The 22406-nt window shown below is 68.7% G+C and carries 19 protein-coding genes and 1 pseudogene; 6 read left to right on the top strand and 14 right to left on the bottom strand.

The window, feature by feature from the left end; genetic code table 11:
- Positions 1–5: 5 nt before the first annotated feature.
- The 8 genes and pseudogenes from ACJH6I_RS26860 to ACJH6I_RS26825 all read right to left on the bottom strand — a co-directional run bounded on the left by ACJH6I_RS26860 (position 6) and on the right by ACJH6I_RS26825 (position 10235).
- Positions 6–1000 (bottom strand): annotated as a pseudogene (locus tag ACJH6I_RS26860) (GlxA family transcriptional regulator).
- Between the two features lie 71 nt (positions 1001–1071).
- Positions 1072–1398: a heavy-metal-associated domain-containing protein gene (locus tag ACJH6I_RS26855; protein WP_406784806.1), complete on the bottom strand. Its 327-nt coding sequence runs from the start codon at positions 1396–1398 to the stop codon at positions 1072–1074.
- Positions 1395–5519, bottom strand: a complete 4125-nt coding sequence (locus tag ACJH6I_RS26850) for an AMP-binding protein (protein ID WP_406784805.1) — start codon at positions 5517–5519, stop codon at positions 1395–1397. The genes ACJH6I_RS26855 and ACJH6I_RS26850 overlap by 4 nt, the downstream gene beginning before the upstream one ends.
- Entirely contained in the window at positions 5506–5751 is a 246-nt protein-coding gene (locus ACJH6I_RS26845; protein ID WP_406784804.1) for an acyl carrier protein, read from the bottom strand. The genes ACJH6I_RS26850 and ACJH6I_RS26845 overlap by 14 nt, the downstream gene beginning before the upstream one ends.
- Positions 5744–7240 carry a fatty acid--CoA ligase FadD10 gene (fadD10, locus tag ACJH6I_RS26840; RefSeq protein WP_406784803.1) on the bottom strand — a complete coding sequence of 499 codons (1497 nt, stop codon included), beginning with the start codon at positions 7238–7240 and terminating at the stop codon, positions 5744–5746. The genes ACJH6I_RS26845 and fadD10 overlap by 8 nt, the downstream gene beginning before the upstream one ends.
- Positions 7237–7782 carry an FcoT family thioesterase gene (locus ACJH6I_RS26835; RefSeq protein ID WP_061006204.1) on the bottom strand — a complete coding sequence of 182 codons (546 nt, stop codon included), beginning with the start codon at positions 7780–7782 and terminating at the stop codon, positions 7237–7239. Before ACJH6I_RS26835 ends, fadD10 begins: the two co-directional genes overlap by 4 nt.
- Positions 7779–8600, bottom strand: a complete 822-nt coding sequence (locus tag ACJH6I_RS26830) for a TauD/TfdA dioxygenase family protein (RefSeq protein ID WP_406784821.1) — start codon at positions 8598–8600, stop codon at positions 7779–7781. The genes ACJH6I_RS26835 and ACJH6I_RS26830 overlap by 4 nt, the downstream gene beginning before the upstream one ends.
- A gap of 198 nt (positions 8601–8798) precedes the next feature.
- Entirely contained in the window at positions 8799–10235 is a 1437-nt protein-coding gene (locus ACJH6I_RS26825; RefSeq protein ID WP_406784820.1) for a PPE domain-containing protein, read from the bottom strand.
- Positions 10236–10487: 252 nt separating this feature from the next.
- Between ACJH6I_RS26825 and ACJH6I_RS26820 the strand changes: the two genes are divergently transcribed.
- Complete coding sequence (locus tag ACJH6I_RS26820; protein WP_406784802.1) at positions 10488–11297, top strand: class I SAM-dependent methyltransferase; 810 nt, start codon at positions 10488–10490, stop codon at positions 11295–11297.
- On the opposite strand, the gene ACJH6I_RS26815 is transcribed toward ACJH6I_RS26820, so the two are convergent.
- The 3 genes from ACJH6I_RS26815 to ACJH6I_RS26805 are packed head-to-tail and all read right to left on the bottom strand — an operon-like array spanning position 11290 to position 15493.
- Positions 11290–12273, bottom strand: a complete 984-nt coding sequence (locus tag ACJH6I_RS26815) for an o-succinylbenzoate synthase (protein WP_406784801.1) — start codon at positions 12271–12273, stop codon at positions 11290–11292. The two genes, ACJH6I_RS26820 and ACJH6I_RS26815, sit on opposite strands and share 8 nt — an antisense overlap.
- 14 nt (positions 12274–12287) lie before the next feature.
- Positions 12288–13853 carry a long-chain-fatty-acid--CoA ligase gene (locus ACJH6I_RS26810; protein WP_406784800.1) on the bottom strand — a complete coding sequence of 522 codons (1566 nt, stop codon included), beginning with the start codon at positions 13851–13853 and terminating at the stop codon, positions 12288–12290.
- 29 nt (positions 13854–13882) lie between these two features.
- Positions 13883–15493 (bottom strand): amidohydrolase, encoded by a 1611-nt coding sequence (locus tag ACJH6I_RS26805; protein WP_406784799.1) that lies wholly within the window; start codon positions 15491–15493, stop codon positions 13883–13885.
- A gap of 61 nt (positions 15494–15554) precedes the next feature.
- On the opposite strand from ACJH6I_RS26805, the gene fadD8 reads away from it, so the two are divergent.
- Positions 15555–17156 carry a fatty-acid--CoA ligase FadD8 gene (gene fadD8 / locus ACJH6I_RS26800; protein WP_406784798.1) on the top strand — a complete coding sequence of 534 codons (1602 nt, stop codon included), beginning with the start codon at positions 15555–15557 and terminating at the stop codon, positions 17154–17156.
- A 63-nt stretch (positions 17157–17219) separates the two neighbouring features.
- Here the strand turns inward: fadD8 and ACJH6I_RS26795 are convergent, their stop codons facing one another.
- Positions 17220–17891 carry a FadR/GntR family transcriptional regulator gene (locus ACJH6I_RS26795; RefSeq protein WP_406784797.1) on the bottom strand — a complete coding sequence of 224 codons (672 nt, stop codon included), beginning with the start codon at positions 17889–17891 and terminating at the stop codon, positions 17220–17222.
- Between the two features lie 47 nt (positions 17892–17938).
- On the opposite strand from ACJH6I_RS26795, the gene ACJH6I_RS26790 reads away from it, so the two are divergent.
- The gene (locus ACJH6I_RS26790; RefSeq protein WP_133425400.1) at positions 17939–19207 is read left to right on the top strand and encodes an MFS transporter; all 1269 of its coding nucleotides are present in this window, start codon (positions 17939–17941) and stop codon (positions 19205–19207) included.
- On the opposite strand, the gene ACJH6I_RS26785 is transcribed toward ACJH6I_RS26790, so the two are convergent.
- A complete protein-coding gene (locus tag ACJH6I_RS26785; RefSeq protein ID WP_166427939.1) occupies positions 19208–19942 on the bottom strand; it encodes a hypothetical protein in 735 nt (244 codons plus the stop codon). It abuts the gene before it with no gap.
- A 71-nt stretch (positions 19943–20013) separates the two neighbouring features.
- Between ACJH6I_RS26785 and ACJH6I_RS26780 the strand changes: the two genes are divergently transcribed.
- Entirely contained in the window at positions 20014–20466 is a 453-nt protein-coding gene (locus ACJH6I_RS26780) for a nitroreductase family deazaflavin-dependent oxidoreductase (protein WP_064858449.1), read from the top strand.
- A 54-nt stretch (positions 20467–20520) separates the two neighbouring features.
- Here ACJH6I_RS26780 and ACJH6I_RS26775 read toward each other — a convergent pair whose 3' ends face one another.
- Positions 20521–20796, bottom strand: a complete 276-nt coding sequence (locus ACJH6I_RS26775) for a hypothetical protein (protein WP_061004016.1) — start codon at positions 20794–20796, stop codon at positions 20521–20523.
- Positions 20797–20897: 101 nt separating this feature from the next.
- Here ACJH6I_RS26775 and ACJH6I_RS26770 point away from each other — a divergent pair, with 101 nt between their 5' ends.
- Together ACJH6I_RS26770 and ACJH6I_RS26765 are read left to right on the top strand one after the other, a co-directional pair.
- Positions 20898–21815: a 1,4-dihydroxy-2-naphthoyl-CoA synthase gene (locus ACJH6I_RS26770; protein ID WP_406784796.1), complete on the top strand. Its 918-nt coding sequence runs from the start codon at positions 20898–20900 to the stop codon at positions 21813–21815.
- Positions 21816–21933: 118 nt separating this feature from the next.
- A complete protein-coding gene (locus ACJH6I_RS26765; protein ID WP_061004020.1) occupies positions 21934–22401 on the top strand; it encodes a hypothetical protein in 468 nt (155 codons plus the stop codon).
- The last annotated feature ends 5 nt before the right edge of the window (positions 22402–22406 follow it).

Genomic DNA, 22406 nt, shown 5'->3' with positions numbered 1-22406 from the left:
TCTCCCTACCTCGCGCCTTCTCTGCTCCTCGCGTGCGCGAAAGTTCTGCGGTACTGATCTGGTGAAACCGCAACGCGCCGAACAAAACTGCGACGCAGCGTCTCGGCGCTGCCGAAGCCGCACCGCGCGGCGATGGCGGTGACGGTGTCGTCGGTCTCGGTGAGCTGCCGACGGGCCGCATCGGTGCGGACCCGCTCGACGTACGCCGCCGGCGGCTCCCCCACCTCGGCGGTGAACGTCCGGGTGAAGTGCCGCGGGCTCATCGCAGCGGCGCGCGCCAGCTCCGGAACACTGTGCGCCCCAGCGGGTTCGGCCTCGATGAGCTCCTGCACGTCGCGAATCGGTTCCCGCTTGGCGCGCGGCATCCAGACCGGCGGCGCGAACTGCGTCTGCCCGCCGGGCCGGCGCAGGTACAGCACCAGCCACCGGGCGACGTTCTGGGCGACGTCGGTGCCGTAGTCGTCTTCGACGAGCGCCAGTGCCAGATCGATGCCCGCGGTGACGCCCGCCGCCGTCCACACCTGATCCGAGCTGCGGACGAAGATCGGATCGGCATCGACTGCGATGCAGGGGAATTCACTGGCCAGTTTCTCTGCCGAGGCCCAGTGCGTGGTAGCCGAGCAGCCGTCGAGCAGGCCGGCCTCGCGGCGAGGAACGCGCCGTTGCAGACGCTGACGATGCGGCGCGCGTGCGGTGCGGCGGTGCGAATCCAGTCGATGACGGCGGGGTCGGCCCGGGCTTCGTCGACCCCCATGCCGCCGGGCAGCACGATGGTGTCGATCGGTTCGTTCGGGTCGGGCGGCGGCTTGGTGACGAACTCGAGCCCGGTCAAGGTGGTGACAGGACCGCCGTCGGCCGCGGCCAGGACCGGCGCGTAGCCGTCGTCGCTCCGTCCCATCGCAGCCAGCTGCAGCGTGGCACCGGTGAACACCTCGAACGGGCCGACGACGTCGAGGGCCTGCACCCCGCGAAAGCCGAGCAGCACCACAGATCGCGTCACGCCTCTATCGTGCGACGCCCAGCCCCATGGCGTCTACGCCATGGGGCCCACAAATTAGGACAAACCTGTCGCTACCCGCGGCCGAGCAGGCTGCCGACGAGCCGCTGCAGTGGGCCGCGCGCCGAGTCCTCCACCACGGGCGCCTCGGCGCGTAGTACGGCGCCATAGCCCGCTGCCACGACGGCGTCGCACAGTTCGGCCGGGCCGACGTCACGGGCGGTCTCGATGGTGGCGGTCTTGGTGGCAAAACTGACCGACGCGTGCACGACGTCGATCTTGTTGAGTGTCTTCTGCACGCGGCGGGCACACATGACGCACGACATTCCGGTGATGTCGAGATAGCTGGTGCCGACTTCCGGTGCCTCCTGCCGGGGCTGAGTCACATCCGTCAATGTCATTTCCTCACAATCTGATCAGCGCCGAAGACACCGCGAAGTGGCTCAGGCGCACTGGTGCATTCCGCGACAGCCGCGAAATCGACGTCGACACTGGGATATTCGGCCAGATAGTCGGCATACGTGCGGCCCCGCAATCTGGCACCCAACCCGACCCACGCATCGAGTACCGCCCAGCGCTGCGGATTTCGGGCGGCCCACCCACTGCGGTCCAGCCGGTCCTTCCACTCCGCGAGGGCGATGGCCTCGAATCCGAGGCTGCCGAGAAACGCTGTGTAGGAGACTTTCTCGCCGCGCAGTACCGCCATGCCGCGGCCCAGCTCGACCGCCGGTGACAGCTGCGGAAGCAGACCGAGAATGCTGTGGGCGGCGGCCACGCCGGTGGTGACCTCTTCGGTGACGGGCACCACCGGGCACATCCGCAGCGTGGTGCAGGCATCGACCATCGCGACCAGGATGTCCGACGATTGCGCGAGTTGGCGGGCGTCGCCCAGCACCCGGGGCAGCCGCACCACCGAGAAGTCCAGATCGCTCGCGGCGCGGGACACGGCGATCTCCGCCAACGCCTTCGACGCGGCATAGGGGTACGGCGCGTGGCGGGGGTCGGTGACGCGGGGCGCCGTCACGTCGGCGTTGACCACGAAGGTCGACAGCTGCACCAAACCGGCGCCGCGCCGCGCACACGCATCGGCGAACGACGCCACCGCCGACACGTTGGCGGCCCGCAGCCGGTGGTAGGGCACCAACACATTCGTGTTGCCGATGCAGTTCACGACGGTGCGGGCGCCGACGCTGTCCAGAAGCGCACCCAGCTCCGCGGCGGTGAGGTGGTCAGGTATCCGCACGACGTCGACGCCGTCGACCGATTGCGCACCGGACCACGGGTTGTGTTCGGGCAGTGGTGATCTGGCAGCGAACACGACGTCGGGGCAGTCGAGGCCGGCATGTCTGCGGTCGAGAATCGCCTGCGCGAAGCCGGTGCCGAGAATGCCCGAGGCACCCAGGATCACGACGGTCTGTGCGCTGCCCCCGCGTGAGCGCTCGCGGGCGGCCGGTGCCGCCGGGTGCCCCACCGCCGCCAGATCGTCGGCGATCTGGGCCGCGGTCTCGTCGTCCATCCAGGTGTCGATGTCAGGCCGGCGGTCGACGACATTGGCCGCGGAGTCCGCACCGATCAGATCGAGAATGGACAGCTGCCAGTCGAGGAATCGTCGCGTCTCCGGCAGGATCCGGATCAGGTCCAGTGACCCGATGCCCTCATCCAACAGCGATGCGCTGGGCCCGATGGGACGTTCCAGCATCCGGCTCCACAGCTCGGCAAGCGCGGCGGCCCGCGGATCCTGATCGGCTTCGTCGCACGGAACCTCAATGTTCGCAGTGAGTTTCGCGCGGTCGACTTTTCCATTGGGCTGTCGTGGGATGCCCGGGACGCCGAAGACGGAGAACGCCGGTGTCCCTTGGCCTCTTGCCAGGCTCCGAACTCGGGCACGTGCAGCCGGATCGTCGTGTCCGGTGCGGGTCAGTGCGGATTGGAACCAGATACCCAGGCCGTTTCCGGCCGGTTCCACGGCGACATCGGATATCTCGGGGGCCGCCGCCAACTTGCGCAGCAGCGCGGCGGTGTCGAACCGCCTACCGGCGATCTTGACCACGGCGTCACGGCGCCCGGCCAGCACGGGATGGCCGCCGTCTGGCGTCACGCGGTCGCCGGTGGCGAACACCCGCTGCCGGGAGCCGTCCGGCGCCTGCACGGTGCCGAAGCTCGCGTTGTCCAGCCCGATGTAGCCGGCCGACACCAGCTCCCCGACGACAACGACCTCGCCGAACGCGACGAACACCGAGCCGGGTACCAGCGGGCGCCCTAGCCGCGCCCTGGCACGCGCGGGTTCATCGGCACCGATCGGCAAGTGCGTGACGACCACCGTCGTCTCGGTCGGGCCGTACGTCGAGACCAGCGAGATACCTTGGCCCGCAGCCGAATCCAGCCATTTGTCGACAGCAGCCGGGCGGACGGCCTCCCCGCCGATGATCACCTGGCGCAGCGCCGAGCCGCCCAGCGCCGCCAACGCCGCGTCGTCCTCGCACAGCAGGTGCCAGACCGCGGCGGGCAGGTCGAGCACGGTGGCGAGGTGCGCCGCGACATCGCGCGTCAACGCGGGCATGTCACCGGCGCGCATCGCGGCGGACCGCACCACGCGCGTGCCACACGACAGGGCGCCGAAAATCTCCTCGACGCTGATGTCCGAGGTCAGCGGGGCACACTGCAGGATGGTGTCCGCCGGCCCCCAGCCGTAGGCGTCCCGCGCCGCGGCACAGAAGATCGCCAGCGAACCGTGCGTCACGGGAACAAGTTTGGGGTTCCCCGTCGAGCCGGACGTCGGCATCACGTACGCGAGCCGGGAGCCCAGCAGGTGGTCGCGGCCAACCTCGCCGATGCGTTCTTCGACGACTTGTCTTGTCGCGCCGTCCAACTCGGCGCGAGGGCCGATGAGCTCGACCGCGTGTGCACCGATGGCGCACTGCTCGGCGATGGCCTCGACGCGTGCAGCCACGTCGCCGGGTGTCGCGCAGACGCTGTAGCCGCAGCCTGCCAGGTGGCAGGCAATCAGGAGCTCGACCGCACGCTGGGAATCGTCGTCGACGAAGACCAGTACGTCGCCGGGATCGACACCGCGGCCGACGATCTCGGCGATCCACTGGTCGACGCCGGGTCCGCGGCACTGGCCGAGATCCACGTCGAGGAACCATCCGCCCGCACCGGCTGGTCGTTGCACCGGTATCCCGCTGCCCGCTTCGAGCCGGCCGTCGGCGGCGAGCCCGGACCACTCGCCGACGGTCAGCGCGATCGGTAGGTCCCAGTGCGCGTCCATCGCTCGCAGGGCCGCGACGATGCGGTCGACGACGCCGGTTTGGCCCGCACCTTCGGGTTGATCGTGCCGGGTCCAGATGGCGAAGTCGATGGTGCGCCGCGCTTCATCGTGGACGCAGGCCACCGTCATCCCTTCCACCGGACCGATATCGGTGACCACCGGGGCTTCGGACAAGTACGGGCTCAGCTCCGCAGCGGACCGGCCGCGCAGGTAATTGACCGTCAGTGCGTCGACGGGTGCGCCGCGGGTGATCGCCAGATGCATACGGCGGTAACGCTCTTCACGGAACCACCGGCGTCGCAGCGCTTTGACGTAGCCCCGGTCGATCGCGGTCACCACGTCCCGGACCGCGGCGAACGGCGCGAATCGAACCGGGTGCGCGACCGAATTCACCAGACAGGTGGCGACATTCAACTCCGGCGCGCCGAAGCGGTTGTCCACCGGGTGCACGAGGTGAGCCTCGGTGCTCTGGCTCAGACTCGCGTGCACCGCCGTCGCGGCGGCCGCGACAAGGATGTTCAGCGGCACCTGCCGGGTCTCCGCGAGCGCGACGATCTCGTCATAGGCACGGTCAGCGACTCGACATGATTCCCGCAGCACGCCGCGGCCGGCGGTGCCGAGCGCCGCATCGTCCGAGCCCGGCGCGGAACTGCCGCGCCGGGCTCCGTCGGTCAGTTCGCGACGCACCGCGCCGACGTGGCGTTCGGTGGATTCCGCCACTTTCCCGTGCTCACTGCGGTGTGCCGCCGCAAGGAGCCCCAAACCCGCTGCGGCGCCGGCCTTCTGCTCGGGCCCGTCCAGATGCCGGGCCAGGTCGGCTTCGATGATCGCGGTCGCCGCGCCGTCGAGCAGGATGTGGTGGCTCTGTGCGTCCATCCCCACCACCCGGCCGTCGGCGACGGTGTGCACGACATAGCGCACCAATGGGGTACCGAGTATGCCGTCGGCCCACAGCTCCCCCGGCGCTGTTCGAGTTGGCCCGGGCTGTACGCGGGCGATGTCCTCGAACCGCAGCCGGGCGACGAGCTCAGGATAGCCGTCGCCGGTCGCCGGCGGCTCCAGCACGCACAGCTGAATCGGGTTGTCCAGCACCATGTTTTCCAGCGCCGACAGGAATGCCGCCGGCGCCAGCGGCCGGAACCGGTAACTCTTGCCGATCAGATACAGCGCGGGATCAGGGTCCTGCAGCACCCCGTGATAGATGTTCTGCTGCGAGATGCTCAGCGGAATCCGGCCGTCGTCAGACGCCGCCACGGATGCCCTCCAGCTCCCGGACCCAGCCTGCGATCGTCAGCTCACGCGCCAGACACTTCAGCAGCTCCGATTCCCGATCCACCCCAAGGCGTTTCATCAGCAGGACGAACCGCACCGAATCCAACCCGAGCTCGCGCAGATCGGTGGCGTCGCCGTCGAACAGATCGGATGCGTCGATGTAGAGCACGTCGCCGACAGCGGCCAGGACGCGTTCGCGGAGCCCGTCAGCCATGGACCGCCGCTGCCAGTGCGGTGCGAATGACCTTGCCGGACTGCGTCCTCGGTATCTCGGTCACCAGCGTGATGGTCGACGGCCTGGCCATCGACTCCGATTCCGCCCGATAGCGCGCCGCGATGGCCTGCTTGAGCTTGCGGGCCTGGCCTTCGTCGAGTTCCCCGGACGGGATCACCGCCAGGCCGATCAGCGCGCCGAACTCGGCATCGGGGATTTCGAAGCAGGCCGCCGCGCCGACACCGGGGACGCTCTCGGCGATGCGGTCCACCTCGTCGGGTGCGACATTGACGCCGCCGGAGATGATCATCTCCGCGGACCGGCCCTTGATGTAGAAGTACCCGTCGGCACCGCGCTCGAAGATGTCGCCGGTGTTCACCCAGCCGTCGACCAGGACTTCAGCGGTGCGCTCGGGATTGTTCCAGTACCCCAACATGTTTGCCGGTGACTTGATCCACAACGTGCCCGAGTCAGCGCTGTCTCCACCGGTCAGCCGGACCTCGACCCCGGGGTAGGGCCGCCCTACGGCGCCGGCCTCGATCCGGGTGATCGATCCGTCTGACGTTGGCAGACACAATGCGGTACAACCTGTTTCGCTCAGGCCGAAGACCTGAGCCGCATGAACGCCGGCCGCTTCGACGAAGTGCACGTCGGCCGCGATGGCACGCGAGCCTCCGTAGCCGATCATCCGCAGCGGCGGCAGCGCGACACCCGCCTTGACCTCCGACACCAGTCGCGTCAGCAGCGTGGGCACCAGACAGGTCGAGGCGATCTGGTTCGCGGTGAGAACCTCCGCCAGCGACGTGGAATTCTCACCGCCGGTCACACATTCACTGCCATGCATCAGGCAGTTCAGGATCCACCACAGGCCGCCGATGTGGCTGGCCGGCAGCGGCGAGTACGTGGCTTCTCCCACCACCCAGCTGATCCAGGTGAGGTTCTCGCGCGCCAGGATGTCGGCCACGGCGAAGAACGTGCGATTGGCCAGCAGTACGGCTTTCGGCTCACCGGTGGTGCCGCTGGTGAAGATCATCGCCAGCGGATCGTCGGCGCCCAGTTCCGCCGGCGCGACGACGGGCGCGTCGTCTCTGTGCTCCGCGACGTCGACGAGGATCACCGGGATCGCGCCGAGAGCACTCGGCAGTGCCGTCGCGTCCGCGCCCGGGGTCAGGAGAACCGCACTGGGGCCGGTGATGTCGCCGAAGCGCGCGACGGTCGCGGTCGGGACACCACGATCCACCAGCACCGCGATGGCACCGAGTTGTGCGCACGCCAGCACCGCGACGTAGGTCTCGGGGCCGTTGTCGGACATCACGAATACCCGGCCACCGCGAGAAACGCCGTGGTCCAGCAACTCGGCGGCCAGCCGATTCACCACCGCGGGGAGCCGGCCGTACGTGACGGCGCTGGTTCCGTCACAGCGCCGCAGCGCGATGGCCTGCGGGTGCTGCTGCGCCTGCGCGAGCAGCCGCCCCAATACGGTGCTCACGGGATGTTGAGGATCGCGAGTTCGAATTCGCCGGACGCGGATCCGCCGTCGTCGTCGTGGAACTCGATGGCGCACGGCACTTTCAGGTACCGCCAGGTCCGCTCGACGACTTCGATGCCTTCGCATGTCAGTCGGGCGGAGAACTTGCGCGCATCGATCTGCCGTTTGTAGCGCGACGCGGTGGACCGGATCAGCATGCTGGCCAACTGGTTCTCGAAATAGTCATCGAGCGTCCAGCCCCGGAACCCGTCGATCTCGCCGTGGCGGACCGCCGGCGCGAACGCCGAGTAGGCGAGCTGGTTGAAGCACAGCACCAGTTCGACGGCGTTGAAATGCCCGGTGCTGCGGATGTACACCGACTCGGGAATGCTGAAATTTCCCGTCGCGAACATCGAATCACCGCTGGCCCGATATGTCGCGTCCGTGAGATAGCGGCAGCCTTTGTAGGAGTAGGGTTCCAGCACGCGGGCCAGGAGTTCTTCCGGAATCTGCTCGGTGTCAACCCATTCGGTGACGGGTGCGGTGAGTTCGGTGGCGCTCATGCCGCGAACCCCGGCGTCGCGAGGCCGTCGAGCATCGTCAGCCGATACGTCGTCAGTGTGCCCGTCGCGGTGCCGTGTTTGGCCCGGTGAATCAGTGCCCGGTTGTCCCACAGGATGATGTCGCCGACCTCGTAGTGCTGCGTATGGATGAACGGCGATGCGAAATCGGCGTCGAGCTGGCCGGTGGCAGTGAGGAGTTCATGCAGGACCACGGGGTCCAGGACCTCGCCGTCTCCGTCTTCGATCTTGCTGGTGCCGGTGGAGCAGATATAGAGGATCTCCTGGCCGGTGTGTGGGTGCCGGATCACCGTGGGCCACTTGATCGGTGGCGTGGCACGGTTGATCTCGTCCCACACCTCGCCGATCGGCTTGTACACATCGCTAGGCCGGATCTTGATGTGGCGCCGCGGATCATGCGTGCTGAAGGTACCTCGCACCGGCTCCTGCTGCGCCGGCGGCAGGGATTCCCAGACCTTGTTGAGGTCGATGAAGTACGTGCCGCGGTCGGCGCCCGGGACCGTCAGCGGCATCACCATGGAGAACGCGAACGGCTCGGACATGAACATGTAGTCGATGTGCCAGAACGCACCCGTGCGCGGCACGCCCTGCCCTTCCTCAGTGGATGAGACGAAGATCTCCGGGTGCTCGTTGTGGTGGTACACGGGCTCGTAGTACGTGACGATCTCACCGAGGATGCGGCCGAGCTCGATGAACTGCGCGGGCGACGGCTTGACTCCCTTGAGGACGACAAGCTTGTTCTCGTAGACGATTTCGCGGAGCTCGTCGGTCGAGACGTTGCCCAGATCGTTCGGATCGATTCCGACGACCTGCGCTCCGAGCCCTCATCCCTGCACATTGAGCGTCATCGACGCGCCTCCCCAAGTTTGCTGCACCACGCCGGTGTGGCAGCGGAATTCATTGCCCCACAACGCAGAAAGTCGTTCAGTGGTTGTCTTCAATTGATCTAGTCGTCGGGACCTCGAGAAAAGTTCCGCGTCCCTTCACAATTCGTGCTATTACCGGTTGTGCCCGTGCTCCACGCCCGACAGCCAGGTGGCAGGAAGCAATGGCGCCGACGGGCTCGCACCGGCCGGCAGCCGCTCCACCATGCCGTTCGGTACGGTGCTCGCCGTGGTCACCGCACCGGTGAACCCGACGGGTCCCGCGCCGCGCGCGCCGGCCGTGACGACGGGTGCGCTCGGCGAATTGTCGCCGGCGCCAGTCAGATCGGCCTTCATCTCAGGAAGCTCATCGCGATAACCCCGGGCTCCGCGCCGGGCTCGACTCACGCGTTTGGCCCGGTTACGGACGGCGGCGACGGCATGAGCGGAGGCTGCGGCATCGATGCTGTCGGTGCTGATATCGGGCGATTCGCTGCCCGATTCCGGCCCTGGCCCCGCGCCGTGTCGCGACAGCCCGGGCACGGCGTAGACCAGGTTGGCGGTGGGTGCGGGCCCACCAGCGCCGGGACTGGTCGGTGCGGCCGCGGAGGGCCCGGAGGCCTGCGGCATACCGACCTGGATACCGGGGACGAGAGGCACACCCTGGGCGCGCGGCGCGACCCCCGCGGGCTGAACGACGGCAGGTTCGGCGGGCACCGGTGCCGCGTCCACGGCAGGCAGCACTGGCGATTTCACCAGCGCCAGCGCCGCGAGCGCGCTGAGCGCCGGCGCGAAGAACGAGGCCAGTGGCAGTAGGTAGGAGGCGTAGTAGGGGTACCAGAGCATGTCGTAGAGCGTCAACGCCACCAGGGCCAGCACCGCGGACGTGGCGGGATTGAAGCCCAACTGCTCGAAGAAGCGTGTGAAGTTCTCGAGCATCTGGTCGACCTGGCCGGTGGTGCCGAGTTGCGAGAGGAACTGCCAGAGGTCGCTCAGTGGTTGGCCCGGCGAGGTGGGCGCGTTCGACAGCGGTTGCCGGGCTTCCCCACCGGGCGCGACGATCGACGGCGCCGGCTGCGCGGGCGGTACCGCCGCCGTGGCCACCTCGGCGACCGCTTGGTAGACGATCATGGTGTCGGCCGCCTGTATCCACATGCGCGCGTAGTCGGCCTCGTTGACCGCGATGGGAATCGTGTTGATACCGAAGAAGTTTGTCGCCACCAGTGCGGCGTTCGTCACATGATTGGCGGCCAGCTCCACCAGCGTCGGCATGGTCGCGACGGCGGTGCCGTAGGCGGCGGCCACCGTTTCATGCTGTGCCGCCGTCGCGGCCGTCGCCAGCGCGGACTCCTCCAGCCAGGCCAGGTACGGCACGTGCGCGGCGACGTACCGGGCCGCGCTGAGCCCCTCCCAACTGCTCCCCTGCACGTCGGCCAGGACGGTCGACAACTCGGCGGCTGCCTGACCGTACTGCACGCTCAGCTGTTGCCATTGCGCGGCGGCAGCCAGCAGTGAACCCGGCCCCGGGCCGGCCGTCAGCAACGCCGAATGCACCTCAGGTGGCATGGCCATCCAGATCGGCACAGTCACGTCGCGGTCTCCTCGCACGGCACAGCAGGCCGCGCACCGTGGTGGCGCGACCGCCCTGGATACCCCCACGGCACCCGTACGTCTAGCTAGTCGGCGGATGCCTCGAGAAAGTTCCCGGCCCGGTGGCCCGGGCGAAATCGCCTATGCGACAGCCGGTTATCGCGGCACCGCGCGGCGGGTGATTTTCGCGACCGGTTTTGACAGCCACCCGATCGGTGGACGTACGGTGGCGCCATGCCAGTCATCGACGCCCGCCATCTCGACGGCGTATCCGAAACCGCGCTCCTCACGTTGCACCAGCGCGCCACCGAGGCCGCCCGCCCCGACGGCATCATCGACGACCCGATGGCGATCGCGTTGCGGGACCGCCTCGATTACGACTACCAGGATTTCGGCCGCACGCATCAGGCCACCGCCCTGCGGGCCCTGGTGTTCGACGCGGTCACCCGCAACTACCTGGCCGGCCACCCGCGTGCGACCGTCGTAGCGCTGGCGGAGGGACTGCAGACCAGCTTCTGGCGCGTGGACAACGGCGAAATATCTTGGCTGTCAGTGGATTTGGCGCCGATCATCGAGCTCCGGCAGCAGCTGCTCCCCGGGCATGATCGGCTCGGGTACTGCGCGCAGTCCGCGCTGGACCACTCCTGGATGGACGCCGTCGATGACTCCGATGGCGTGGTGATCACCGCCGAAGGCCTGTTCCAGTACCTGACGGCGGATGTCGTGTTCGACCTCATCGCCGCGTGCGCCGCGCGATTTCCCCAGGGACAGTTGATCTTTGACAGTGTGCCGCGGCTGCTGAGCGCGTATTCGCAGCGCCGGGGCTTCCGGCTCAGCGAGCACTACACCGTGCCCCCGATGCCGTTCTGGTTCACCGCGGATCAATACCCGCGCCTGCAATCCATCCCCGGTGTCCGCAACGTGAGCGAACTGCGCTATCCGGCCGGCCGCGGCACGCTCGTGCCATGGGCCACCCGGCAGTCCTACCGGTTGTCCGCGTTGGCCCGCTTCCGCGCGCCGGTCACGCTCGTCGAATTCACTTGATGGACAGGGCTTCCAGGACCGGATAGCACTCCCGGACGCGCTCGATCCACCAGTCCCGACGCGCGGGCGCGGCCGCCAGGCCGGCCAACCGCGCCGGGTCCGGCGCCACCGGGCCGACGGGCAGGAACCCGTCGACCGACGTGGCCACGTGCGCAACATCTTCCACGAACAACCCGCCCGTGCCCAGCCCACAGGCGTGCTGCAACGTCGGAAGACACCCGGCGGCCAGGAGCCCGCGCGTCATCCCGACCGCGGAGTCCAGCGCGCTCGACACCACGATCGGGATGTCGATCTGACGGGCCACGTCCAACAACCGGGACACCCCGCCCAGCGGCGCGACCTTCACCACCGCGACGTCGGCCGCCCGCTCGCGGACGACACGCAGCGGGTCGGACGCCTTGCGGATGGACTCGTCGGCCGCCACCGGCACGTCGATCAGGCGCCGCAACTGGGCCAGTTCCGGCACCGTCGCACACGGCTGCTCCAGGTATTCCAGCGGGCCCGAGGCGGTCAGGGCCCGGGCCGCGGCCGCCGCTTCCGCGACGGTCCAGCCGCCGTTGGCGTCCACCCGCACCACCGGCACCAGAGCCCGGACGGCCTCGACGCGGGCCACGTCGTCGGCCAGCGTCTGGCCCGGCTCGGCCACCTTGACCTTGGCGGTGCGCGCCCCCGGGAACCGGGCCAGCACCTCGGGCACCCGCGCCGCGTCGACGGCGGGCACCGTGGCGTTGATGGGGATGCGGTCGCGCACCGGCGCGGGCGACGGCCGGTATGCCGCCTCGACGCCGGCCGCCAGCCAGTGCGCCGCCTCGGCCGCGCCGTACTCGACGAACGCGCCGAATTCACCCCAGCCGCAAGGTCCTTCGATCAGTGCGACTTCACGAACGTCGATGCCGCGGAACCGGACCCGCATCGGCAGCGAGACGACGTACAGGCGCTCGAGCAGTTCGTCGAGCGCAGGCAGAGCGGGTGGCACTCCTCTATGGTGCCTCACACGGTGGCGCGGTCCCGACCCTCCCAGTACGGCTTGCGAAGCTCCTTCTTGAGGATCTTGCCCGTGGGGTTGCGGGGCATGTCGTCGACGAAGTCGACGGTCTTCGGGCACTTGTAGGCGGCGAGGCGCTCCCGGGCGAAGGCGATGAGGTCGGCGTCCGATACCTCTCCCTCAAGCGTCACAACGGCTTTCACCGATTCGCCCCACTTCTCGTCGGGCACGCCGATGATCGCGACCTCGGACACCGCCGGGTGTTCGGCGAGCACCCGCTCCACCTCGATGGAGTAGATGTTCTCGCCGCCGGAGATGATCATGTCCTTGAGCCGGTCCTCGACAAAGATGTAGCCGTCAGCGTCGACGCGGCCGATGTCGCCGGTGCGGAACCAGCCGTCGGCCGTGATGGCCTCGGCCGTGGCGTCCGGCCGGTTCAGGTATTCCTTCATCAATGTCGGTGTGCGGAACCACAATTCGCCCTGTTCACCGGCGGGCGCGTCCTCCAGCGTCTCCGGGTTCACCACGCGGACCTCGGCCTCCGGAATCAGGACGCCGGCGCTGACCAGTCGCTCCTCGTTGTCGGCACGGTGGTCCTCGGGCATCAGCCGGCTGACGACGCCGCAGACCTCTGTCAGGCCGTACACCTGGATGAACTCGGTCTCGGGCCACGCCGCCAGGGCCTGGCGCAGCAGCGGCAACGGCATCGGCGAAGCGCCGTAGGCGTAGGTCTTCAGCGCGCTGAACAACTTCACCGCGTCCGGCCCGGACTCGAGCACCTTGGCGAGCACCGCCGGCACGAGGAACGTACGGTTCGCGCCGGCCAGGATGCCGCCGGCGAGCGACGCCCCGTCGGCGTCGCGCGTCATGTAGCTCGGCACCCCGTTGTGCAGCCCGTACTGCATGTACGACGAACCGCCGACGTGGAACAGCGGCATCGCCACGAGGTTCTTGTCGTCCGGCGTGCTCTCCCAGCTCTCGAAGGCGTTGATGGTGTGGGCGATCATGTTGGCCTGCGTGAGCGCGACGCCCTTCGGCCGGCCCGTCGTGCCCGACGAGTACATGATGATGGCCACGTCATCGGGCTGGACGTCGGGCGCGCGGTCCACCGGCGTCGCGCCGGCCAGCAGCGCCTCGTACTCGTCGCCGTCTCCGCCCTCGGGCGTCACGCTGACGATGTGCTCGACGGCCGTCAGCTTGTCGGCGATGGCGTCAACCGCCGGCCGGAGTTCGGCGCCGAAGATGAGAACCTTTGCGCCGCAGTCGTTCAGCACGAAGTCGAGCTCGTCGGCGGCCAGCCGGAAGTTGATGATCGCGTTGGCGGCCCCCAGCGACGCCGCGGCCAGCGTCAGCTCGACGCATGCGGGGTGGTTCTTGTCCAGGAACGCCACGACGTCCCCGCGTTTGACGCCCCAGGCCGCCAGCGCACCGGCCAGCCGGCGGACCCGGTCGTTCCACTGCGACCACGTCCAGGTCCGGCCCAGATAGGTGATCGCCTCTTCGTCTGGCATGGTCGCGGCCCAGTGGGCAACACGTTCATCGAGGAATCGGGGTGCCGACAGTTCAGTCATGTCCTGAGCCTGCCACGTCTGCCGCGCGCTCAGTCGGCTTTGGCGTGAACCTGTTGTCCTGCCAGGTAAGTCGCGAGCACCTCCAGGTCGGCGACGTCGTCCGGCGGCACCGTGCGCGGATCGGCGGACAGCACCACCAGATCTGCGTACTTGCCGACTTCCAGCGAACCGATGACGTCGTCGGAGAACAGCTGCCAGGCCGCGTCGATGGTCTGCGCCCGGATCGCCTGGTCGACGGTGAGCCGTTCCTGCGGCGCCAGCACGCGTCCACTGGGGGCGACCCGGGTGGCCGCGACGCTGATGTTGCGTAGCGGCTCCTCGGGCGTCACGGGCGGGTCGTTGTGCAACGAGATCCGCATGCCGGTCGCGACCGCCGACCCGGCCGGCATCCACACGTCGCCCTTTTCCGGGCCGAACAGCCCGTCGACGATGACGTCGCCCCAGTAATGGATCTGGTCGACGAACACGCTGCACGTGACGCCGAGATCGTGCGCCCGCTGCAGCTGCTCCGGCGTGATGGCGCCGACGTGCTCGAGCCGCAGGCGGTGGTCGTCGCGCGGCCAGCGCTGCAGCGCTTCCTCATAGACGTCCAGGATGGTGTCGACGCCGTGGTCGCCGTGCACGTGACAGGCCATCTGCCAGCCCTGCGGGAAGAAGGTGTGGACGATCTCGGCGAGTTGCTCGCGGGTGTAGTTGGCGTGGCCGCACGACCCGGGCACCACACCGATGGTGCGTGTGGCCTCGGTGTCCAGGTACGGGAAGGTGAGGTCGATGTTGCCGACCCACGGGGACCCGTCGACCCAGATCTTGATGCCGGCCTGCCGGACCATGTCGTCGCCGTTGTCGGGCGAGGCATCGGTGTGCAGCGCCGCGGTGGACATCTCGTAGGTGCGGAGGCGCACCGTGAGCTTGTCGCGCATCTGGTCCAGGACCGGCCGGAACATCGGGTCGAACGCCATCTCCGAACACGTCGTCAAACCGGCCTGGTTCAGCCGCGCACATTCGGCGAGCAGCAGCGCCGGATAGTCGCTGGGCGTCAGCACTCCCGTCACCAGCGGGAACACCGCGCCCGTTTCGATGGCGGTGCCGTCGAGTTCGCCGTCGGCGTCCCGGCCGTACTTGGCGCCGTGCGGATCCGGCGTGTCGCGGGTCAGGCCGGCGGCCCGCGCTGCGGCCGAGTTGAAGTACGCCTTGTGCCCCGAGTTGTGCACGATCACCAGCGGACCATCCGGCGCGGCCTCGTCCAGCCAGGCCGGCGTCAGCTCCGGCAGGCCCTGCTGCAGCAGCGGGTCCCAGCCGTTCAGGTAGGCGCCGTCGGCGCCGCGGGCGGCGACTTCGGCGTGGATCGCGGCCACGACGTCCGCGGCGTCGGGCATCGTGACGGGCCGGATGTCGACCATGCGGCCGCCCAGGACCACGGCCTCCATCAGCGGGTGGCCGTGCGCCTCGACGAAACCGGGCAGGACGCAACCGTCGACCTCACGCACCTCGGTGTCGGCGCCGATCCACGCCTGCACGTCGGCACGCGCCCCGACGGCGACGATCCGGCCATCGGTTACGGCGAGCGCCTCGGCGGTGGGCCGGTCGGGGTCGACGGTCAGGATGTTTCCGACGATGACGAGGTCCGCAGCGCTGGCCATGAGGTGGATGCTAGACCGCAGGGCTTGACCTACGGACTAGAACACGTTCTAGTCTTAGGCTATGAGTGACGAGCTGCTGCGCCATCCCCTGCATTCCGGGCACTTGACCGTTGGCGCCCTCAAGCGCAACAAGGACAAGCCGGTCCTGTTTCTCGGCGACACCACGCTGACCGGCGGCCAGCTCGCCGACCGCATCAGCCAGTACATTCAGGCTTTCGAGGCGCTCGGTGCCGGCTCCGGCGCCAGCAGCGGCCTGCTGTCGCTGAACCGGCCCGAGGTGCTGATGATCATCGGCGCCAGCCAGACGCAGGGCTACCGCCGCACGGCACTACACCCTCTCGGTTCGCTGGACGACCACGCGTATGTCCTGACCGACGCGGGCGTCACGACGCTGATCATCGACCCCACCGAGGCTTTCGTGGAGCGGGCCATCGGCCTGCTGGAGAAGGTGCCCTCGCTCCAGCAGATCCTGACGATCGGCCCGGTGCCGGACGCGCTGATCGGTTCGGCGATCGACCTGGCCGCCGAAGCCGCGAAATACGAGCCGCAGCCGCTGCAGGCCGCCGACCTGGCGCCCGATCACGTCGGCGGCCTCACCTACACCGGTGGCACCACCGGCAAGCCCAAGGGCGTCATCGGCACGACGCAGTCCATCAGCACCATGACGACCATTCAGCTGGCCGAATGGGAGTGGCCCGAGCACCCGCGGTTCCTGATGTGCACGCCGCTGTCGCATGCCGGCGCCGCGTTCTTCACGCCGACGATCGTCAAGGGCGGCGAGCTGATCGTCCTCAAGAAGTTCGACCCCGCCGAGGTGCTGCGGGTCATCGAGGAGCAGAAGATCACCGCGACCATGCTGGTGCCGTCGATGATCTACGCCCTGATGGACCACCCCGACTCGCACACGCGCGATCTGTCGTCGCTCGAGACCGTCTACTACGGCGCCTCGGCCATGAACCCGGTGCGCCTCGCCGAGGCGATCCGCCGGTTCGGCCCGATCTTCGCGCAGTACTACGGCCAGTCCGAGGCGCCGATGGTCATCACCTACCTGGCCAAGGGCGAGCACGACGAGAAGCGGCTGACCTCCTGCGGGCGGCCGACGCTGTTCGCGCGCACCGCGCTGCTCGGCGACGACGGCCGGCCCGTCAAGCAGGGCGAGGTCGGCGAGATCTGCGTGTCCGGCCCGCTGCTGTCGGGTGGCTACTGGAACCTGCCCGAGGCCACCGCCGACACGTTCAAGGACGGCTGGATGCACACCGGCGACCTGGCCCGCGAGGACGAGGACGGCTTCTGGTTCATCGTCGACCGCACCAAGGACATGATCGTCACCGGCGGCTTCAACGTGTTCCCCCGCGAGGTGGAAGACGTTGTCGCCGAACATCCTTCGATCGCGCAGGTGTGTGTGGTCGGCACCCCCGACGAGAAGTGGGGCGAGGCCGTCACGGCCGTCGTGGTGCTGCGCCCGGACGCCGACCGCTCCGAGCAGGCCATCGCGAAGATGACCGCCGAGATTCAGGCGGCGGTCAAGGAACGCAAGGGCTCGGTGCAGTCGCCCAAGCAGGTCGTCATCGCCGACGCCGTGCCGGTGACGGCACTCGGCAAGCCCGACAAGAAGGCCGTCCGCGCCCAGTTCTGGGCCGGCTCGGAGCGTTCTGTCGGCTAGTTCCGGCCGAATAGCGCGAAAGCCCCCGATTTCCACGGAAATTGGGGGCTTTCCGCTTTCGCGCTAAGCAGGCAACCCCGCCAGGAGACGGTCGAAGAGCTCGGCTGCCGCGGCGGCGGCGCCATCGGGATCGCCGGCGACGATGCGGTCGAGAAGCCGGTGATGGTCCTCGAACTCGGTCTCGACGGGCGTCTCGTTCATGACGGACACGCTGGCGGTGATCACCTCGATCAGCCCGAGATACAGGTCGATGAGCATGGTGTTGCCCGATGCGCGCATGACGGCGCAGTGGAATTCGGTGTCGGCGTGGACGAATTCGTCGTGATGTCCGGCGCGCTGCTCGTCGTCGCGGCCGTCCAGCAGCCGCCGCAGGGTGACGATGTCGTCGTCGGTCCGGTGGGCGGCGGCCAGCCGGGCGCCTTCCACTTCCAGTCCGCGGCGGACCTGCAGCACGTCACGCAGCTCGTCGCTGCAGAGCCGGCTCAGCGCGCCTGACACCTCACTGGTGGCGCGGACGTACGTGCCGTCGCCCTGCCGCACCTCGAACAGCCCGGCATGCGCCAGTGCCCGCACGGCCTCGCGCACGGTGTTGCGGCCGACCCCGAGTGCCTCGACGAGATCGGTCTCATTGGGGATGCGATGCCCGACAGGCCATTCCCCGTCCGAGACAGAACCCCGGAGCTGTTCGATGACCTGCTCGACCAAGCCGGTACGACGAGCTGTGTTCAGCGCCACCAAATCATCCTTTCAACCAATCATAGGATGTATGTCATCATAGCAAGATGAGTGCTGCCGTGAACGGAACCAAACACGCCCGTTACGAAGATGAATTGGCACTCGAGCTCGACGGCGCCATCGAGATCACGGACGTCCCGGCGAGCCCGAACACCCGTCTGGCCAGTGGCGTCCTGCTGGCGCTCGCCGTCGTCGTCACCGCGCTGAACCTGCGGCCGTCGGTGACGAGCGTCGCTCCCCTGCTCGGCGAGATGCGCGCCGCACTCGGGGTGTCGTCGGTCTGGGCCGGCATCCTGACCACCCTGCCCGTGCTGTGCTTCTCCGCCGCCGGCGCCACCGCGCCGCTGCTGTCCAAACGACTCGGCCTGGGCCGGACCGTCACGCTCGCATTGCTCGCCCTGGCCGTGGGGCTGGCGGTGCGGCCGTTCGGCGACGGCGGCCTGATGCTCGGTGCCACGCTGCTCGCCTCGTCGGGCGTCGCGCTCGCGAACGTGCTGATCCCGGTGGTCATCAAGAGTTCGTTCCCCGCACGCGTCGGCCTGATGACCGGCATCTACACCAGCGCCTTGCAGGCCGGCGGGGCCTTCGGCGCCGCCGTCACGCCGGCCGTCGAACACAGCGTCGGCGGCTGGCGCCCATCGCTGGCCATCTGGGCGGCCCTCGCGCTGGCGGCCCTGCTCCTGTGGGTCCCCGCCGCCCGGCGCCACCGCACCGACTGGGCCGCCACCGCGGCACAGACCACCAAGCGCCGCTCACTGCTGCGGAACCCGCTCGCGTGGACCGTGACGGTCTACATGGGCAGCCAGTCGTTCCTGGCCTACGTCATGATGGGCTGGCTCCCACAGATTTTCATCGACAACGGCATGGACAAGACCAGTGCCGGCGTCATGTCCGGGGTGATGTCCCTCATCGGCGTCCCGATCGCGCTCCTGCTGTCGCCGCTGGCCGCGCGCAGCACGCACCAGAGCCTGTGGAACGTCGGCCTCGGCGTGCTGGGCGTGTCCGGCACCATCGGCCTGCTGATCGCACCGATGGCGGCGCCGGTGCTGTGGAGCACGATGATCGGCATCGGATTGAGCGCGTTCTCACTGGCGCTGACCATCATCGCGCTGCGTGCCCGCAACGCCGAGGACACCGCACAGCTCTCGGGTATGGCGCAGGGCTTCGGCTACCTGTTCGCCAGCACCGGCCCGTTCCTGTTCGGGCTGCTGCATGACGTGTCCGGCAACTGGCACGTCCCGTTCGTGTTGTTCTTCAGTGTGTACGCGGTGCAGCTGACGGCAGGCTGGTTCGCCGGGCGCAACCGCTACGTTTAGCTAGTACTGCGGCGGATAGCCCGGGTAACCGACGGGACCGACGGGCGCCGACTGCCCGCTCTTCCACCGGCACCAGGCCTGCGTCGAATTCAGGGCGGCCAGCACGCCGGTGGCGAGCGCGAACACGATCGGTATCGCGGCACTCATCACCGACAGCCCCGCCATCGCCTGCATGCCGTCGTAGCTGCCGCCCAGCGTGGAGTCGATGCTCTTGAGGATGGTCAGCGAGGCGAACAGGCCGACCACATTCGCGAGCACCACGGCCGTGCAACCGCCGATGACGATCCAGCGACCGACCGCACGACCCAGGACCAGCAGCACGCCACCGGTGAGCAGCACGATCGCGACAATCGTCTGCACGATGGCCATGCCGGTGGTCAGGCCCATCAGCTCGGACCGGGTGTCACTCGCGTAGGAGCCGATCAGCGCGCCCAGCGTCGCGACCGCGTACCAGCTGGAGAACGCCTGGAACGCCGTCGACAGGGCGCCGAGCATGCTGAGCACCGCGGCGATGATCGCCGTCACGCCTGACGGTCCCGACGGCGCGGCGGGCGGGGGCGCGCCGTAACCCATGGGCTGGGGGTACTGCGGCTGCGGCTGGGGATACTGCGGGTAGGGCACGCTCGGTGGCACGCCGGCAGCGCCGTAGGGGTTGGGCCCATACGGTTGACCCGGTGGTTGACCGGGTCCGAACGGCCCAGGCCCGAATTGCCCGGGGGGCCACTGATTGGACATCGAAACCCCTCCTTCAGCTGGGCGAACATAGCACGCCAACGCCGTTTCGGCGCCTCGTCTAGCCTCGAATCATGACCCGGGACAGCGACGCGAATCTCAAGCCACCGTGGTGGCTCAAGCCCATGAACAAGGTGATGATGGCGGTCATGCGGGTGGTCCCGATCAAGGGTCCCGTGGTGCTGACGGTGCCCGGCCGCAAGTCCGGTGAACCGCGGTCGACGCCCATCACCCCGTTCGAGGTCGACGGCGCGCGCTACGTGGTGGGCGGGTTCCCGAATGCCGACTGGGTGCGCAACGCGCGCGCCGCGGCAACTGCCACCGTCACGCAGGGCCGGCACCGCGAAGAGGTCCGGCTGTTCGAGGTACCCGCCGAAGAGGCCCGGCCGCTGTTGCGGCAGTTCCCGATCCTGGTGCCGACGGGCGTCGGCTTCATGAAGAACGCCGGCCTGGTGACCGGGCCCAACCCCGACGAATTCGAAGCGCTTGCCGGCCGCTGCGCGGTGTTCCGGTTCGACCCCGTCTAGACGAGTGTGGGGGTCGACGAGAAAATCTCGTCGACCCCCACGCTAGGTAGCCGTCTAGATGTGCGGCGCGTTCTTGATCGGGGCGTCTTGCTGGCCGACCGTCTGACACCACGCCAGCGCCGACGCGCGCGTCCCCGACACCTCCAGCGACGACGGATCGGCGCCCTTGCGGTCCTTGATCATCTTGTTGACCGCCTCGTTCTGCGTCTTCTCGTCGGCACCGACGAAGTCCTTGCACTTGGTGTCGCCGCCCTGCACGGCCGGCGAGCATCCGACCAGCATCAGTCCGGCAATGACACCCGACACCACCACGCCTGCTGACCGCTTCATCAAGGACCTCCCTGTATTTGGGCCGCGAACGGCCGCTGTTTGTGTCGATCCAGTACCCCTCGGTGGCGCGGACCAAACACAGTCGGCTCTAAGGTCGAGGCGTGAACGCAGACAATCCGTTTGACCCGCAGCTCTGGCAGCCGGTGACCGAACTCGGTGAACTCACCGACATCACCTACCACCGTCACGTGCGCGACGGTGAGCCGCAGCCGACGGTCCGGATCGCCTTCGACCGGCCCGAGGTGCGCAACGCCTTCCGGCCGCACACGGTCGACGAGCTGTACCGCGCCCTCCACCACGCCCGGATGAGCCCCGACGTCGGCGTCATCCTGCTCACCGGCAACGGGCCGTCGCCCAAGGACGGCGGCTGGGCCTTCTGCTCCGGTGGCGACCAGCGCATCCGCGGCCGCAGCGGCTACCAGTACGCGTCGGGCGAGACCGCCGAAACCGTCGACCCCGCGCGCGCCGGGCGACTGCACATCCTCGAGGTGCAGCGGCTGATCCGGTTCATGCCTAAGCCCGTGATCTGCCTGGTGAACGGCTGGGCGGCCGGCGGCGGCCACAGCCTGCACGTGGTCTGCGACCTGACCCTTGCGAGCCGCGAACATGCCCGGTTCAAGCAGACCGACGCCGACGTCGGCAGCTTCGACGGCGGCTACGGCTCGGCGTACCTGGCCCGGCAGGCCGGGCAGAAGTTCGCCCGCGAAATCTTCTTCCTGGGCCGCGCCTACGACGCCGAGACCATGCACAAGATGGGCGCCGTCAACGAGGTCGTCGACCACAAGGACCTGGAAACCGTTGCGCTGCAATGGGCTGCCGAGATCAACGGCAAGTCGCCGCAGGCCATCCGGATGCTGAAGTTCTCGTTCAACCTGATCGACGACGGTCTGGTGGGACAGCAGATCTTCGCCGGCGAGGCCACCCGCCTGGCCTACATGACCGACGAAGCCGTCGAGGGCCGCGACGCCTTCCTGCAGAAGCGCGACCCCGACTGGACCGAGTTCCCGCGCTACTTCTGAGTTCCGCCGGCGTCCTGTCGGTCAGGCGGACGACGGGCCGCTGTGCGCTTTTCATGAGTGAGCTGTGTATCCGCTTGGGCGCGTGTCGATGTGGGACGCCTCGCGGCACACTGGGCACGTGAACGTCGGGGCACGGGTGCGGATCGGCCGCTGGGCGCTGGGGGCCGAGGGCTTCGCGCTGGGCGTCTTCGGCGGCACCGGCCTGGCCTGGTCCATGGCGAACCCGCATTTCGGCGCCGCCGGGGCGCCGATCATGTGGCTGCGGGTGACTCCGCTGCACTGCTCGCTGCTGCTCGTGGCCGGCGTGCTGACCGTCTTCGCCGCGTTCGGCCGCAGCGCGGCGCTGGTCAACCGCATCGCGGCCGTCGGCTGGTTCATCGTGACGGTGGTGTGTATCGCGGCCACCTCGAGCCACAGCCCGGGGCCGCTGGGCTTCGACGCGCGCGACACCGTGCTCTACGCGATCCTCACCGGCTACAACGTGGCCCTGGCGGCGTGGTTCGCCTTCCCCAACCGAACCACGCCGTCAGCGCACCCGTCCCGCCGGTTCCACCGGCGGCACTCCGACGCGATCGGATCCCGCTGATCCCT

It is taken from the genome of Mycobacterium sp. SMC-13 (genome assembly GCF_045311035.1).
GTDB lineage: Bacteria > Actinomycetota > Actinomycetes > Mycobacteriales > Mycobacteriaceae > Mycobacterium.
Note: the sequence above shows the minus strand (reverse complement) of the source record. Positions and strands in the feature narration are given on the sequence as shown.